Source organism: Sphingobacteriales bacterium, from assembly GCA_016706405.1.
Classification (GTDB): domain Bacteria; phylum Bacteroidota; class Bacteroidia; order Chitinophagales; family UBA2359; genus BJ6.
The window spans coordinates 837,078-853,917 of record JADJJT010000003.1 but is presented as its reverse complement, the minus strand read 5'-3'; the positions used below and the strand labels follow the sequence as shown (position 1 = coordinate 853,917).

Annotated in this window: 8 protein-coding genes and 1 tRNA gene; 4 read left to right on the top strand and 5 right to left on the bottom strand. The window is 41.0% G+C overall.

Annotated elements, in window-relative coordinates; genetic code table 11:
- The first annotated feature begins 344 nt into the window (after positions 1-344).
- Positions 345-1,706 (top strand): hydroxymethylglutaryl-CoA reductase, degradative, encoded by a 1,362-nt coding sequence (locus IPI59_15240; protein ID MBK7528850.1) that lies wholly within the window; start codon positions 345-347, stop codon positions 1,704-1,706.
- 43 nt (positions 1,707-1,749) lie between these two features.
- On the opposite strand, the gene IPI59_15235 is transcribed toward IPI59_15240, so the two are convergent.
- On the bottom strand, positions 1,750-3,819 hold the full coding sequence (locus tag IPI59_15235) for a glycosyltransferase (GenBank protein MBK7528849.1): 2,070 nt from the start codon (positions 3,817-3,819) through the stop codon (positions 1,750-1,752).
- Between the two features lie 335 nt (positions 3,820-4,154).
- Here IPI59_15235 and IPI59_15230 point away from each other — a divergent pair, with 335 nt between their 5' ends.
- Together IPI59_15230 and IPI59_15225 are read left to right on the top strand one after the other, a co-directional pair.
- Complete coding sequence (locus IPI59_15230; protein MBK7528848.1) at positions 4,155-5,801, top strand: hypothetical protein; 1,647 nt, start codon at positions 4,155-4,157, stop codon at positions 5,799-5,801.
- 36 nt (positions 5,802-5,837) lie between these two features.
- Positions 5,838-7,163 (top strand): MFS transporter, encoded by a 1,326-nt coding sequence (locus tag IPI59_15225; protein MBK7528847.1) that lies wholly within the window; start codon positions 5,838-5,840, stop codon positions 7,161-7,163.
- 12 nt (positions 7,164-7,175) lie between these two features.
- Here the strand turns inward: IPI59_15225 and IPI59_15220 are convergent, their stop codons facing one another.
- From IPI59_15220 to IPI59_15205, 4 genes are all read right to left on the bottom strand, one after another.
- Positions 7,176-8,360 carry a gliding motility-associated C-terminal domain-containing protein gene (locus IPI59_15220; GenBank protein MBK7528846.1) on the bottom strand — a complete coding sequence of 395 codons (1,185 nt, stop codon included), beginning with the start codon at positions 8,358-8,360 and terminating at the stop codon, positions 7,176-7,178.
- A gap of 63 nt (positions 8,361-8,423) precedes the next feature.
- The gene (locus IPI59_15215; protein ID MBK7528845.1) at positions 8,424-8,567 is read right to left on the bottom strand and encodes a hypothetical protein; all 144 of its coding nucleotides are present in this window, start codon (positions 8,565-8,567) and stop codon (positions 8,424-8,426) included.
- A gap of 682 nt (positions 8,568-9,249) precedes the next feature.
- The gene (locus tag IPI59_15210) at positions 9,250-13,173 is read right to left on the bottom strand and encodes a lamin tail domain-containing protein (GenBank protein MBK7528844.1); all 3,924 of its coding nucleotides are present in this window, start codon (positions 13,171-13,173) and stop codon (positions 9,250-9,252) included.
- A gap of 280 nt (positions 13,174-13,453) precedes the next feature.
- Positions 13,454-13,526: transfer RNA gene (locus tag IPI59_15205), tRNA-His, on the bottom strand.
- 303 nt (positions 13,527-13,829) lie between these two features.
- Between IPI59_15205 and IPI59_15200 the strand changes: the two genes are divergently transcribed.
- Positions 13,830-16,805: a hypothetical protein gene (locus IPI59_15200; GenBank protein ID MBK7528843.1), complete on the top strand. Its 2,976-nt coding sequence runs from the start codon at positions 13,830-13,832 to the stop codon at positions 16,803-16,805.
- The last annotated feature ends 35 nt before the right edge of the window (positions 16,806-16,840 follow it).

Genomic DNA, 16,840 nt, shown 5'->3' with positions numbered 1-16,840 from the left:
TTGGCAAATTTGCTTCGGCATCAATAAAAAAAATAAAATAAATTTTGTGGAGCAAAGGTAGTAGGCGTTTTGTTTTACGTGCGGAAAGTTACTTAATATTTAGATGTGAAATGGTAAGGACTATGATTTTTTTAATTTTTTTAGAGCACTAAACTAAAAAAGTACTAATTTTGATTGTTATATGAACAAAATAAGTTTTTTTAGGTTTTATGTAATCTTTAAAATAGGCCTAAAAAGATAGTTTAACCTTTACAAACTATAATTTGACGTTTATTTTAGTCATTTTTTTACAAATCTTCAAGATTTCTTCAAAATTGCAGTAATTTTGCCCCAAATTTTAAGGTATGCGTTCAAAAGATAAAATGATAAACGGGTTTTCTAAATTATCGAAAACCGAAAAACTAACTTGGTTAGCTAAAAATTTTCTAACTTCAAACCCTATTGAAGTAGTTCGCGAGTTTGCCAGTTTTTGGCATACCAATGTTGAAGCCCAACATTTATTCGATGGTTTAAGCGAAAATACGGTGTCTAATTTTTATTTGCCTTATGGTTTAGCCCCTAACTTTTTGGTAAATAACAAAACGTATTGCGTACCTATGGTTATCGAAGAAAGCTCAGTAGTAGCAGCAGCATCAAGTGGCGCTAAATTTTGGTACGAGCGCGGCGGATTTAAAGCCAAAGTTTTAGGCGTAACCAAAACCGGCCATGTGCATTTTTATTGGCCCGGAACCGATCCGGTAAAAATGTTTTCGTTTTTTAAAGACATCAAGCCCAAACTCTTAAACGACGTAAAAGACCTAACCGAAAACATGGAGAAACGGGGGGGCGGTTTAACAAACTTGTCGCTATTGTATAAACCCGAAATAGAGCCCGGCTATTACCAACTTAAAGCCGATTTTGAAACTTGCGATGCAATGGGGGCTAATTTTATTAACTCGGTGTTAGAACGATTGGCCTTATTATTGGATGAAGCTGTTGAAATGTATCCGGAATTTGAAATTCACGAACAGGAAGTTCAAATTATTATGGCAATTTTATCAAATTATACCCCCGATTGTTTGGTTCATGCCTGGGTTGAATGTGCAGTGTCGGATTTGGGTAATTTTGACGACCTCAATGCCGAAGAATTTGCTCAAAAATTTGTTCGCGCCTTAAATATTGCCCGAAATGATGTTTACCGGGCTACTACACACAATAAAGGTATTTATAACGGAATTGATGCCGTAATATTAGCTACCGGAAACGATTTTAGAGCTATTGAAGCCTGTGGCCATGCGTATGCCGCTAAAGACGGCCAATACCGCTCGTTAAGTAGCGCAAAAATTGAAGACAATAAGTTTACTTTCGAAATTAAACTGCCTTTGGCTATTGGCACAATTGGCGGGCTAACAAAAATACACCCTTTAGCCCGTATTTCGCTCGAAATGTTAGGAAACCCATCGGCAACCGAACTTATGCAAGTGATTGCCTCGGTAGGTTTAGCTCAAAATTTTGCCGCCGTAAGGTCGCTTATTACTACGGGCATTCAGCAAGGCCACATGAAAATGCACTTAGGAAATATATTAACAACTTTGCAAGTTAGTTTCCACGAACGCGAACAGGCTTTAATACATTTTGCCGACAAAATTGTTTCTTACAAAGCTGTGCGGCAATTTATAGATGCTATACGGCAATCGCCCACCCACCACGACTTAATGTTGGGCTAATAATATAGCATACTTTGTATTGCAGTTTAATGTGTGTGTTGCACTACCGAAATATATACCGCCAAATAATTCTAAAATCTTCGCGCGGGGTATAATCGAGGGCATAAAGCGTATTACACTGCGCTTTAGCTGCGGTATTTAAATTGTTTAATTGCTCGTTGCTACACAAGGGTAAAACGCCCGGTTTTATTTTGGGTAAAATGCTTGGTTGCAGTGCATTAGCATAACCTACCCATGTTTTTTTACCACTTAATACACTAACCGCCTGTTTAAATAAAAAACGTATTTGCCCGTTAAACAAAGCCAAGGGCGCAAATAAACTTAATAATAAAAGAGCAAAACCTAAATCAAATAAACGTTTGTTGCGAACAAGGTGAGGTTGATTAAGTTTGTAACGTTTTGCAGCTATATAAATATCTCCGGATGTGTTTTTTGAGTTGCTGCCAACCAATACATTGCCATTTGGACTAAGCGTTTTATAAGCTAAATTGGTGCTTATGTTTTCCATAATTTCAATAATTTGGCTGTATGTTACGTCTTTGGCGCAAAAAATAATTTCGTTAAGACGGTATAATGAAACTAACCGATGTAATTGTTGTAAACTTCCAAGGCAAGGCAGGCCGAAATGCGAGTTTGCCGCTTTTGCATTATATCCGGATTTTTTGTTTTGATTGAGGTCATCATCATTTGCGGTTGCTTCAAAATTTAGTTGTTGAATATTGTTTGTGGTTATTGAATCTTCTTCCTCCGGAAGTAAATACCCCAATATTTCAACATCGGTGCCGGCCCCTGCTTCGTGTAATAAATTTAATGCCCTTTGCGCTTCGGCAAGGCTGCCAACTACTACCAATCTGTTTTTTGCTTGGGTGTTTTGCGCAAACCCTTTGGCTCCGGCGTAACCTATTAGCCATCGCCAGCCCAACATGGCAACCACCGCCCAGCCCATGCCCAACACAATCATTGCCCGTGACGAGCGCAGCGTTTCGGGCAAAAAACCATAAATTGCCGATATGGCTACCGTTCCGACCAATAAACCCCGCACGGTTCGCCACGCCCGCCATGGGGTATCGTAACCACCGCTAAAAAATACACTTAGCAGCCATATTATTACATACATAGGCGCATTAATTAGCATGTGTTGTGGTAGGTAAGTAATTTTTTCGGCAATTTTAACCGTATTTTGCCAATATCCTTTAATAAAATAAAGCCCCCCGTAAATAAGGGAAATATCAAGGGCAAACGGAGCTAAACGCTGCAATAGCCTAATAAATATTGCTACGCCTGCACTGCCATAAACAGCCGCGTTGATAAAAAAATTAAAAATTTTCGACTGCTTATTGGCAAAATGTTTATTGGCAAATAACATCATTGCCCTGTAAAACAGGCGCACGTAATTTAAACTGCCTTTTTTGGTACTTTCGCCTTTATAATGAATGATTGGCGGAGTGTGCAAGTAATAATTTTTCCATCCGGAAAGTAAAAGCCTGTACGACAAGTCAATATCTTCGCCATACATAAAAAACTGCTCGTCAAAACCACCTGTTTGCGCCAATGCTTCTTTGCGTATAAACATAAATGCCCCCGATAATACCTCAATTGCGTGTGTTTGTTGGTAGCTTAAATGCCCTAAATAATAACCGTTTAACCATTTCGATTTAGGAAACATACTGCTTAAACCCAATAATTTGCAAAACGATACCCAGGGCGTAGGAAGGCCGCGTTTTGATTCGGGCAGAAGGCAGCCCGTGCCGTCAATCATCCGGATACCAAGCGCACCAGCTTTTGGGTGAGCGTCCATAAATTCTAAACATGCCTTTAAAGTGTTTTCATTTAAAACGGTGTCGGGGTTTAACAGCAAAATAAAATTGCCCTTGGCCAAGGCTATCCCTTGATTATTTGCTACCGAAAATCCCGAATTTACGCTGTTGGCAATAAAATTTACTTCGCGAAAAATGGGTTGTAAATAAGTTACCGACCCATCAGTTGATGCGTTGTCAATAACAATAACCTCAATATCGTTTGGAAATTCTGCGGCAGCCCGCCTAATTGACCACAGTACTTGCTCTAAAAAATAGCAAACATTGTAGTTAACAATTACAATCGATATTTTCATGGAAGCAGGCAATGTAGTGGGGTGGGGTAGTGGCATTTGATTTTTCAAGCGATGCAAAAGTAAAAAAAACTTAGCAGTTTTATCCAATATTGTATCATTGTAGTTTGTGATTTTGGTTAGTCTGTAAAAAGAAACAAAAGGAGCATGATGGCTGGAACTTTGCAGATTTGATAAAAAATATCCGGAATAAAAAGCTGTTTGTTAATTTGTTGGCGTGGGGCTTAAAATTTATCCGGATTAATTAAACTTGAATCGCACTTTGCCTAATCTAATATTTTTAAGTTCGCGCGCTAAAAGACCTATTTACAAAATTAAGGTAGTATTTTTGCCCCATTATGCGGGCTGCTTTTCTATTTTTCATCTTTTCGTTAATTTTGGTTGCGGTATCATTATATGGCCGCAAACAAGGCTGGCCTTTTTTTGCCGACCCGACCCGCACTGACAACGCCGCCTTGCAAGCCGTTTCGGGCGAGGCAGATTGTGCCGACACTTTGAGCGAAACAAGTATAGCAAAACTTACCCCGCTACCCGATAGTTTGGCAAAATTTGTAAACACTTATTTTGCCAAAGAAATACAAAAGGATAGTATTGCCAATAACATTATTAATGATTATGAGTTTACAGGCCCCTTAGCCAATTTATATCAGGCACTTGCGCCTCAAACAAAGTTTTTTTTGGTCGAGAACCCAAACGAGCCTGCCATTATAAGTTCGCCTGACAACGAAGGATTAACGCTTGTAATTCCGGATGATGCTTTTATTACCCAAGACAAAAAGATGGTACAATCGCCATTTGTGGCAGCTATTAAATTGGTAAGCAATAAAACGCAACTCTTGACAAGCAATTTATCGCGCCCCGCCAATATGCAGCCAATGCAATTTGCAGGTGCGGTTTATATATCGGCTGCACTGCTTGAAAATGGGCAAGAACTGACCTTAGCCCCCGGCAAAAGCATATTAATAGAGGTAACAACACCGCAAACACCTACAGGCTGTGTGTTTTATTACGGCAAACCGGGAATAAATGGTAATTTTGATTGGGGCAATACCAATTATGCCACCCACAACGAGCTAATAGCCATAGCACCTAATTTAATACCTTTACCCGATGATACAACAGCGGCAACGCCAAGTTTACCCGCCGATTTATTGCATAAATTGCGCCGCAATGGCTGGAAAAATACCCATATTGCTACCCGCGAATTTGGTTATCGAATACAAACTGCGGCAACATTAAACACACAAACGCAACAATACCTGCCAGATATTGTAAATATTTATATGGCTGAAAAAAGTTTAGCAGATGCCGACTACAAAGTATCGCGTTTTTTTAACCGGATCCGCAAAAATAACCCCAATTTAAGTCAGGAAAATGACGAACTTTGTTACAAAGCCGCCGAAACTTTTGCCCATTTTGCCCAACAAAACCTAAGCGCCCCGTTTGACCCTAAACCTTATGGAATTGATTTAAATAGCCCAACCGCTCTTACCGATTTGCTTTGGACAACCAGTCTTGAACGCGCACAATTTTACACTAATGCGCATTTATTAAAAAAAGCGGTAGCCGTACAAATGATTGAAAACCAAGCACTTAAAACCGGTAGGCAATCTTTTACACATATTTGTTATTCGACCTATAAAATGGGTTGGACGGGTTTATTTTGCCCCATCGAACCGCCTTATGACCCAGTTACGGTACAAATTAAACCAAACGAAACATTTAAACAAATTGCCGTTTATTTTATTGCCGACGATGTTGAATTGGTAATGGCAAGACATTTGCAAGGTAAAAATAAAAATACGGTTGTATTTAATCAAATACCGGCCAATACATCCGGAAAAATTATAGCCCTTTCGTGGTCAAATGGGCAGGCGTATATGAGTACCAAACGGGCAAAGGCAGGCCAACCTTCTGGAGAGGCCATGCAGCTACAACCCACAACTATTGATATGGTGCGTTATCAAATTAACAAACCATTATAAATGTAATAAATAATTTGTAAAATAATAATATATTGTATGTCAAAACGCAAACTCTCCTTTATAGACATTTGGAACATGAGCTTTGGCTTTGTAGGCATTCAGTTTGGGTTTGCCCTTCAAGGAGGGTTTGTGTCGCCAATTTTTCAAACATTGGGGGCAAATAAAGACGACATTCCTTTGTTTTGGATTGTTGCCCCGCTTACTGGCTTATTAGTTCAGCCCATTGTAGGCCATTTAAGCGACAATACCTGGCACCCAGTACTTGGCCGCCGCAGACCGTATTTTTTGGCCGGTGCTATTTTATCGTGCATAGCACTTTGCCTAATGCCCAACTCGCCTGCCGTTTGGGTGGCCGTTGGTAGCCTTTGCCTGTTAGATGCCTCAATGAATATTAGCATGGAGCCGTTTAGGGCGTTTGTAGCCGATAAACTGCCCGATGAACAACGCACTTATGGCTTTATAACGCAGACCTTAATTATTGGTGTTGGTACTTGGGTGGCCAGCCAGTTGCCCCAATTTTTAGAGAGCATGGGTGTTAGCAACCAGTCGGCGCCGGGTATAGTGCCAAATGCAGTGAAGTACGCTTTTTATCTTGGAGCAGCCGTTTTTATGAGTTCTATTTTGTGGACAATATTTACCAGCAACGAATACCCCCCCGAAGATATGGTCGCTTTTAAAAGCCAAAAAGCCCAAAACAAGGGTATCGGGCATATTTTTGTCAATATTTTTAATAGTATTAAAGGAATGCCCAGCGTAATGAAGCAGTTGGGTTGGGTACAGTTTTTTTCGTGGTTTGCTTTTTTTATTATGTGGACGTACGCCACTATTGCCATTACCGAACATGTGTTTGGGTTTACTGACCATAACTCGCAACAATACAAAGATGCCCTGTTAAAGGCCGGCGGATATATGGGCACTTATGGCCTTGTTTCAACGGCATTTGCCTTGGTAATGGTGGTTATATCGAGCCAGATGCAGGTGAACCGTAAATTATTACACGCACTTAGTTTGACGGCAGGGGGCTTAGGCTTTGCATCTATGTTTGTTATAAAAAATCCGGATTTATTGCACCTATCGTATGCCGGTATTGGTATAGCATGGGCTAGTATTTTATCAATGCCTTATGCCATGTTGTCAAGTGCGGTACCTTCGCAAAAAATGGGTATTTACATGGGGTTGTTTAATGCTTTTATTTGTATCCCACAAATTATAGCAGCATTGGGCAGTAAATTTATTTTTAATCACATTATTGGCGATAGCACTATTTTATACATGGTTTTATCGGGGTGTTCGCTATTATTAGGTGCTGTGGCTACCTTGTTTATTAAACTTCCGGATAATAATGCCATACCAAAAGTGTAAGTAATATTTAGTTTACCGCAACAGCGTAATATTTCCTTTTTGCGTTTCGGTTAATCCGGATAAAGGGTTGGTGTAGCTGAACATATATACATACACGCCAACGGGTGCGGGGGTGTTGTTGGGCAAAGTGCCGCTCCAGCCATCAAAGGCATTTCCGTTAAAAACACGCTGTCCGTAACGGTTATAGACAATTAGCTGCGCTTGGGTTATTGCCTGGTTTTGCGGTAGGGTAAAGCGGTCGTTGATGCCGTCGTTATTGGGGCTAAACGCGGTGGGCAGGGCAAGGGGGCGGATTTTTTTGGGTTTGGTTGTGCCTTTTATGGGTGGTAAAGTGGTGGTGTCGGTGTAGGGCTGGCAGGGTTGGGGTTTTACTAAAACGGTAACACTATCTTTAAGTAACCACGAACAGCCATCAACAGTAAGGTAATAGGTGGTAGTTTGGGTGGGGCATACTTGCGGGTTGGGTTGGGTGCTTATAAAACTGCTGTCGCTGTTATACCAGGTTAGGGTGTAGGGCATATAGGTATCGCGCACCCAAGCGTATAAATTAGTACACTCATTAGCGCAAATATACGGGCTGCTAACCTTGGCAGCTATGGCGTTGGCATTGTTGATGCTAATATATGGCGAAAAATTATCAACAAAAACAGCAGCAGGCTCATTTTCTTTTATTTCTTTAATTAAAAAACTAAGGTAGTTATACGATTTAAAAGGGGTAAAAACAATGGTATCTTTTTTCCATTCGCTATGGGTCAATTGTTCGTAAACAAGGGTATCCAAAGCACAACTATCTACACCCAACCAAATTTGGTAAATGCCTTGGTAGGTGCCAAATGGTTTCGCAATATCTTTGGTATCAACGGTTAAAAAATGTTGTTTAAAGGGCAGGGTGGGGCAAATTAGTTTTTGCCCAAACGCCTCGCCGTGCGGTCCGTAAGAAGATGGGACATTATCAATTAAGGCTACATAATTATGCCCATCGGTAGGTTGATGTTTATGTTGGGGAGCGCGATATGTTAAATCGGGGGTGCCAAAACAAATATGCCAATAAGGGGGTGTGTGATTCGTTTTAGTAAAACCAGGTGTAAGCGTACTATCTTCCAATGAAGGATTTAGTATAGGAATATAAGCAGTAGTTTGGGCGCAAATGCTTGGGGCTAAAAGCAATAATATTGTTACTATAAAAAAAAAATTCATACAAATAAAACAATAGCATTAGCCCAATTATTTTTGGGCTAATGCTACAAATGGTTAATAAAATTAATTTAGGTGTAAAAACTTAGTTGTAATAGCGGTTTTGCTGCTTTGCGTTTGCAGTTTTACCAAATAAACGCCATTGGGTTGGTTAAAAGGGTCTTGTTGGGCATAGGTTTTTAAATTGGGGTATAGCACTAAGTTAAACATAACAATAAGGCAATATATTACCCCCCCCCTAAATTAAAATTTTTAACAACATGTTTCATTTTATACTATTTTTATGGATGAAAAAATTGGTTGTTTAAATCTGCCACCAATTTAATAATTTTTATTATCAGCAAACAAAATTTTATTGCCGTTTTTTGCTCAAATATATAAATTTATTTTTTGGTTATGTGTAGTTTGCTCAAAAACAAATAGCCTAAGTTGTTACACTATTTCCACCGCTTAGAACCCCAAGGGTTCAAAGGTTTATAGAATGGGTTGTCTTGGGTTTTTATGCGACCTCGTTGGGGTCGAACTATTTATGTATTGGGTTTTCTATAAACACAATATCCCTTCGGGATTGGTTAGATTTGTGCAAAAACAAATAGCCTAAGTTGCCACACTATTTCCACCGTTAAGAACCCAAAGGGTTCAAACGTTTATAGAACGGCTTGTATTGGGTTTTATGCGACCCTGTTTGGGTCGAACCCTATGTAATTTTGGTTTTCTATAAACATAATATCCCTTCGGGATTGCTTAGATTTGTGCAAAAACAAATAGCCAAAGTTTCCAAACTATTTGCAAAAGATTAAGATAGCCGTAGCGTTTTTGCTTTTAAAACCTCTCTCCTTTGTGAACCTCTCTCCAAATTGAATGTAAATACGCAAGGCAGGTTTTAACTACGCTACGGCAAACCAATAATTACATTTATTTGGCCTGTTTGTCCATTGTTCCATTGTACTACCACTTTATTTGTACCCTGCCCTTGTACAACGGTGCCACCTACGGCGTACCAATTATAAGTTGCGCCGGCAATGGGGTCTATATTATACAAATAAGCGCCGTTGCCGCAGGGGTCAAGCTCGCCGTAAATAGGAATACTGTTAAATTGCTCGGCATCGTTTACGGCGCCGGGCGTACCATATCCACAACTTGCCGCCCAACTGTTGCCATCGTTAAGGTGGTAATTAGAGGCGCGCAACTCAAGGGTTGGCCCTTGTCCATCGGGGGTTATTGGCCAAGGCGCGGTATCGTTATAAAACATGGTCAGGTATAATTTGCCCGAGGCATCGTAAAGGCGTATTACCTCGCCATCGCCGCTAAGTCCAAAATTAAATGGTCCGGATTTGTTGTTTATTCCCGGATGCACACCATCAAACTTGGTTAAATTGCTGTAAATTGCTAAAAAGCCATTGGCCGGCAAAATGGTTCCGGATGGAATAACGTACTCTGCGTCATTGTCTTCATCGGCAAATTTCCACCCCGAAATATCAACAGGGGTGCCACTACGGTTGTAAAGTTCAATCCAGTCGCTGGCATCGGGGGTAGCAGGCGATTTATAGTTAATTTCGTTAAAAATTACCTGTTCTGGACAAGGGAAAAAGGCTGTTCCGGGCGAGCCCGAGGTGCAACCATCAAACCATGCGGCAGGCAAATTATGGTCAAGTACCGGAAAAACTCGTTCCATCGTTGTGCCATAACCGTCAGCGGCCGGGGGCCAGGGCATTGCATCGTTGTAAATCAGGTTAATAATAGTATCGCCCAAAAAGTTCATCACGTACAACTGCTCGCCTTTGTTGCTGAAATCAAAATCGAACATACCTACTACATTGGTAATAGTGGGGTGCTGTGCCGAGAATTTGGTTAAATCTTCGGCCAATACTAAATAGCCACCCGGAGGTATTATAGTTCCGCCCGGAATTACAAAACGATTATACCATTTTTCATCTTTTAGCATCCAGTCGCTTACGTCAATATATACACTCGATGGGTTGTGCAGTTCTAACCAGTCACCTGCCGAGCGCGTACTGTCGCTGTTAAAATTTAATTCCGAAATAACTACCGGATTAGGAATGGCGCTGCCTGTAAAATTGGCGGTAAAAGTGGTATTAGCTGTTATAGTGTTGGTAAATATACGGTTGTTTACATCGTCTATAAAGCCGTTTGCCGACCAATTTGTAAATTGGTATCCGGGGTTGGCTACCGCTACAAAGGTTATCGGCACGCCATCAAAATAAAAACCTGCCCAAGGCTGCTGAGTTGGTATAATAGTGGAGATTTTAACATAACCCGCTTCATCCGGATTTGCTTGAATAGTAATGGTAACCTGTTTGGGTAAATTAAAATTGTTTACAATTTGGTTGCGTTGTGCTGCTTTCCTATTTTGATGAAAATCTTTGATGTATTGCACTTCATTTAAAACAGCGGCGGCATTATTGGTGTTCCACCTTGCACCGTGTGCGTCCATTTCGCTAATCATAGCATCGGTATTTTCGTCAATACAAGTCATAATACGTTGATGCGAGTACACGTAGTTCATAACATCGGCAAAACGGTTAATAAAATAGTTTTTAAACTCGGTATTATCTATTAAGCTGTTAAACATTTGCCCAAGTCGGGTACTGTTATTAGTTAGCACAATATTCAATACATCGCAACCGGTGCAACTTTGGCCGCCGTTATCTTGCGAGAATGCGCAGTCCCAAAGCAAATAATTCCATTTTGCGTTAGGTTTACGCTCTCTAAAACAACGCATATTATTGTGGTACATGGGTATCCAGTCGTGATTAGCAAAATAAATTTCGGTTATCATATAATCAACCCAGTTTTCTATATTGATTTTTTCTTTTGCCAGGGCGTAGTTACTGGCGTTTGCCATATTGTTGGTCAGCAAAAATTCATATAGGCTATTATATTCGCGCATATTACCGGCCTCGGCCGAGTAAGAACCAACGTGGCATTTTACCATGTCCACTTCGTCGGGGTCCATGCCGTAATTATCGCGTAAAAAATAGCGGTCTAAGCGTTCGCGGGCGGTATAATGCCCCCAGTAGGCACCATTTATAAACGAGGATACGTTTACATATCCGGCGGCGGTGGCATGTCCGTATAAAGCCATCCGGTTTACAATCACATCGCGCATACGAGCGCGGTAGTAGTCGTTATCGCCGTTACGCAGCCTAAATGAGTGGTAGCGCTCTATATAGGGTTTGTCCTGGCCAAAAACTGGATAATCAAAATTATCAGGACTATTAAATTCTTCGTCGTTTGTAAACTGAAGACCTTTTTGTGGAAAGGTGGTCGAGTAGTTTCCGGCAACTGCTATGCCGGTAGGGTGGGCAAAAATCCGGTTTTTATTGGCTCCAAAATATTCTAAATGGCATAGAATAGGTTCGAGTCCGCCGCCATAAGGGGTGTTGTCGTAAATACCGGGGCCGCCACCGCCATCGTTAAACAAATCGGTATTGGGTGCACTTATAGATATAACCGGTAATTGCGTAGTTTGGCCTATAAAAATAGAGGCAAAACTAATTGGGCTGGGCAATTTACCTGTTTCGTAGGCACGTGCTTTTATTATTTTATTGGTTGTTACGTTTATAGGCGTGGCATAAATTGACGAGGAGCCAGAGGGATAACTGCCATTAGTAGTGTACCGGATGGTTGCCCCTGCATTTGCCGAAATGCTAATGTTTTGTGCGGAGGTGTAAAATCCGGCATCGGGGCTAAATGTAGGTTGAGCCGAATACCCAGGGTAACAAGTGCCAGTATTGCTGGCTAAATGAGTGGGTGTACTGCTGTAACACCAGCCTCCACCGTCCGGAATTCTTGCCCTTACATGACCGGCTTCTATTTTGCCATAAGTTATGGAGTCTATGACGGTACCGGTATTATCCCAAAGAACTAATTTTTCGGTAGCATCGAGTTTAAAATTTGTATGCCATTGGGTGGGTATAATACCTGGCCCATGAAACCATGTAGGATTACTACTATAAAGCGTGCTGCCATCCGAAATGCCTACGTGTAAAAATGGGCGCATCGTTAAATCGGTTGAAGTGCTGTTAAAATTATGCACAGATATGGCTATTACGTTAGTGCCATTTACCAGCAAAGTATCCCATGCTGTGGGGTCAATATTAATTTGGAAAGGCAAATCGCCGGCATAAAGTGCTGCTTCGTGGTCAATATCGCAGGTGGTAATGTACGATATATTGCCGTTCATACCTTCGCTCCGATAAATTTCGGTGCCGTTTAAATAGGCTACAAAACCATCGTCATAATCGACAGATAAAATTGCCTGTACTAATTTTGTTTTGTCTATAACGTTAAATGTTTTTCGTAGGTAAACACTGATGGTGCCGCTTGGCACGGTTGTGTTGTCATCGCCATCGCCATAGCCAAAGCCGCTGTTACCCGTTTGCCAACTACCATCGGCAAAGCCTATGGTTTTCCAGGTTGCCGGCACCGGGCTTGTAGGCACTAAGTATTTAAAACTGTGGTTATCTTTAAAAACAGTTTCCCAGTGGTTTACACTTGGGCCGGGGAGTGGCGGGGCAGGGCGATTTTTACCCGAGCAAAATATTGTTGCACGACTATTTGCCGGCAAACTATAACCTGGCAAGGACCATTTAGGCTCATCGTCATCGCTAATTTTATATCCGGATAAATTTACTGCTGATGCCCCCGCATTGTATAACTCTATCCAATCAGGATAATCTCCATCTTGATCGGGGTTGGCATTTAAATTTGTAGGAGATATTTCGTTAATATATATTTGAGCGTTAATTGCTACCGGAGTCAATAGAAATAAAATTAGTATAAAAACGCGCATAGGAATTGATTTTGGTTTTTTTATTTGCTCTTTTTTGCTTGAAGGCATAAAATTACAAAACTACAACCAAACTAATCAATAATTATCTGCTAATTAGCTCAATAATTTCTTAAAAGGATATTGTCTGACAGTTAAAAATAAACTCAACCTATTTTTGCCCTTATTGTGGGGGTAAATCATCCCAGTCAAAAAGCAGTAACAGTACATAAAAAAACAGGCATTATGTGTTTAAAAACATAATACCTGTAATACCTAAAATAAATTTTTCACAAAAAATTTGTCCTGCCTGCAGGGATCGAACCGGCGACATTCAGAACCACAATCTGACGCTCTACCTACTGAGCTAAGGCAGGAAAACTGAGGAAATGGGGCTTTAAAATTACCCTCATTTGTAAACCGCGCCTCAAAGTTAGGGCAAATATGGTTTCCGGACAAATTTTACCTGATGTTTTTGATATTTTTCATTATTTGGCAGGCAAAATTACATTATGAGCTTACAATTTAAATCATGGTTATTATATCTTTTGCACTTTTCATAACTATGCTGGCATAATTCATCAAACAAAACAGAACAAATTATTTCTTAAGTTCTTTTTAGAAAAATAACGTACCTTAGCATTTTATTCACGAGCCAATTAACTACAATCAATATTTTTATGAAAAACCCAATACTCACACCTATTTTAATAGCTTCTGCAGTTGCCTTACTTGCCTCCGGATGCTTTTTTATTGCCACCCATTTTTACAACGCAGCCTCATTATTATTGTCGCACCAAAATCGCCCTCCTACCGATGGTGGCACCATTGTGCGCACCGAAGCCGAAGAAGATGGCGACAACAAACAAAAGCGCCAGCAGTGGTTTGAGCAAATGCACCGCGCCGACCCAAATACCAAATGGCAAACAATTGAAGCCGAAACACAATGGAACAAATATGGCGAATGGCTGCGCAACCGCACCGAAGGTAAATCGCGAGGGGGCAACGAGCTATTGGCAAACGGCAATTTATATGGCAATTGGAACGAGCGCGGCAGCAGCAACAATGCCGGAAGCGTTGGCCCTACCGACCTTGACCCCCAGCAATCAAGTCAAGTTTATACCATAGGAGCAGGCGGCACTATTTTTAAAGGTAATTTAGATGGTACAAACTGGGCACCCATAAACGATAAATTGCGCTTCGACTGGGGCTTGTTTGATGTGTTTATGCACAATGCTACCAAATATATGGTTGCCAATCGCGGTGCCCACGCATACCGCTCGGGCGATAATGGCATTACTTTTACTGAAGCAACTGGTTTAGCTGGTCCACAAGCTTGGGGATTTATAAAAAAAGGGTTGGTACTTAACAATGCAAACCGCACCATTTATTTGCTTTGTCAGGAATGGGATTATGTAAATTGGGTTGAAATAACTACCATTTACAAAAGTACCGACCAAGGGCAAAATTATACCCAAATAGCTGCTATATCCGGAACGCAAGGCAACGCCGATATTTATGCGCTACCCAACGACTCGACTTTGTATGTTATCGAAAACAGCCAAAAATTATCAAAAATAATATCCGGAAGTTCTACTTTAACCGTGCTTTCCTCCGGAAGCAGTTTACCCGCGGGTGCTACCGTCTATTTAGCAGGTTTTCAGCAAGGGGCAACCACTATTTTAAATTTATATAGCAACGAAAAAATTTACCGCTCTACCGACTTTGGCGTAAATTGGACGTTTAAAGGCAATGCTCCGGTAGGTACCTGGTGCGGCATGTCTTCATCAAGCAAAACCGCCGACTACTTATATTTAGGTGGCGTAAACTGTTATAGAAGTTACGACGCTGGCGCAAACTGGACACTAGTAAACGAGTGGTGGGAATACTACGGCAATGTAGAAGGCAAACTTCATGCCGACATGATGCACATTAAAAGTTTTAAAAACGGTAACAGCGAATTTATTCTTATTAGTAATCATGGCGGACTTAATATTAGCTCCGACAATTTGCAAACTGTTACTAATATTGGTATGTTGGGTTTAAATGTTGGCCAATATTACTCGGTTTACACTAACAAAGTTTTCCCATCCCGCGTATATGTAGGTACGCAAGACCAAGGCTTTCAACGCACTATTACTGACGACGGTATTGGAACTGAACCGTTTGAACAAGTTATTTCGGGCGATTATGGCCATATTGTATCGTCAAACAATGGCAACAGTATTTGGATGAATTACCCCGGATTTACCGATTATTACGCCTCGCCCCACAACAGCAACTCAACAGCCGGATGGGATTTTAACGGGGCCAATTATTTTTGGATTCCACCTCTTATGGCCGACCCATTTAACCCGGCCATTGCCTATTTGGCAGGTGGGAACTTAGGCGGCGGCGGCTCGCGTATGATAAAATTAGATGCTACCGGCGGCAGTATTAATCCCACCGAGTTAGGCTACGATTTTGAGGATCAAAGCGAAGGGGGTCATATATCGGCAATGTCTTATTCAACAATAAACAAAAACCATTGGTATGTATTAACCGATAACGGTCACTTTTTTTACTCGACCAATAAAGGCGTTACCTGGACGGAAAGCACTACTTTAACGGGGCTGGGCGCACATTATTTTTATGGAGCCACCATTTATCCCTCAAAAACTACTTTGGGCACTGTGTATATTGGCGGAAGCGGTTACAGCAATGCCCCCGCATGGGTTAGTTATAACAATGGCGAAACCTTTACCGATATTAGCTCGGGCTTGCCATCAACCCTCGTCTTTCAGCTAACAGGCAATGATGACGAAACCTTGCTATTTGCCGCCACCGAAGCCGGCCCCTATGTATATGTAGTAGCCGAAAACGAATGGTATGATATGAGTGGACTTGGCGCACCCCTTCAAACTTACTGGACGGTTGAGTATATACCCGCTATTAAAACCGTACGTTTTGGCACTTACGGTCGCGGTATTTGGGATTTTGTAGTTTTACCTATACCACAACCTTTTACTATAAAAGTAAACGCTTTGCTGCAAGGCCCCTACAACACAGGGGCAGGCACTATGTCAACGCTGCTAAACAATGCAAACTTAATACCATTGGCGCAACCTTTTAATAAAACCCCGTGGGATTATACCGGAACCGAAAATGTGGCCACTATTCCTGCTAATGTAACCGATTGGGTTTTGTTAGAAGTTTTTAGAAAAAGTGATACAGTATCTGTCGAAAGAAGAGCCGCATTTTTGCGAAATGACGGCGTAGTGATAGATACAGATGGACAAGAAGGCGCGGTATTCAATAACCTAATATCCGGAAATGAGTATTTTGTAGCGGTCAGATCCCGAAATCATTTAGCTGTTATTAGTAAAAATGCCTACTCGGTGCCTTTAATAGCGCCAATAGACTTAACAGTTGCCAACAACGTAATGGGAGTAAACCAATTATTTATTACGGGTGGTAAAGGCCTTATGTTTTGCGGCGATATTAATGCAGATGGCGTAATAACTATTGCCGATTTTAATATTTATGCACAGCAAAGCTCGGCTGTAAATCAATATTTATCCGGAGATATTAATTTGGATAAAAACGTAACAATTGCCGACTACAACGCCTACGCACCAAACTCGAGTTTAATAGGCGTTAAAGCTATTAGGTATTAGAGATACTAAGTTAGTGAACAAAACTAATTTAGCAT

Excerpts from the sequence above, each read along its gene's own strand:
- IPI59_15225 (MBK7528847.1), top strand. The coding sequence starts at position 5,838 with ATGTCAAAACGCAAACTCTCCTTTATAGACATTTGGAACATGAGCTTT.
- IPI59_15210 (MBK7528844.1), bottom strand. The coding sequence starts at position 13,173 with ATGCGCGTTTTTATACTAATTTTATTTCTATTGACTCCGGTAGCAATT.
- IPI59_15215 (MBK7528845.1), bottom strand. The coding sequence starts at position 8,567 with ATGTTTAACTTAGTGCTATACCCCAATTTAAAAACCTATGCCCAACAA.
- IPI59_15235 (MBK7528849.1), bottom strand. The coding sequence starts at position 3,819 with ATGAAAATATCGATTGTAATTGTTAACTACAATGTTTGCTATTTTTTA.
- IPI59_15240 (MBK7528850.1), top strand. The coding sequence starts at position 345 with ATGCGTTCAAAAGATAAAATGATAAACGGGTTTTCTAAATTATCGAAA.
- IPI59_15200 (MBK7528843.1), top strand. The coding sequence starts at position 13,830 with ATGAAAAACCCAATACTCACACCTATTTTAATAGCTTCTGCAGTTGCC.
- IPI59_15220 (MBK7528846.1), bottom strand. The coding sequence starts at position 8,360 with ATGAATTTTTTTTTTATAGTAACAATATTATTGCTTTTAGCCCCAAGC.
- IPI59_15230 (MBK7528848.1), top strand. The coding sequence starts at position 4,155 with ATGCGGGCTGCTTTTCTATTTTTCATCTTTTCGTTAATTTTGGTTGCG.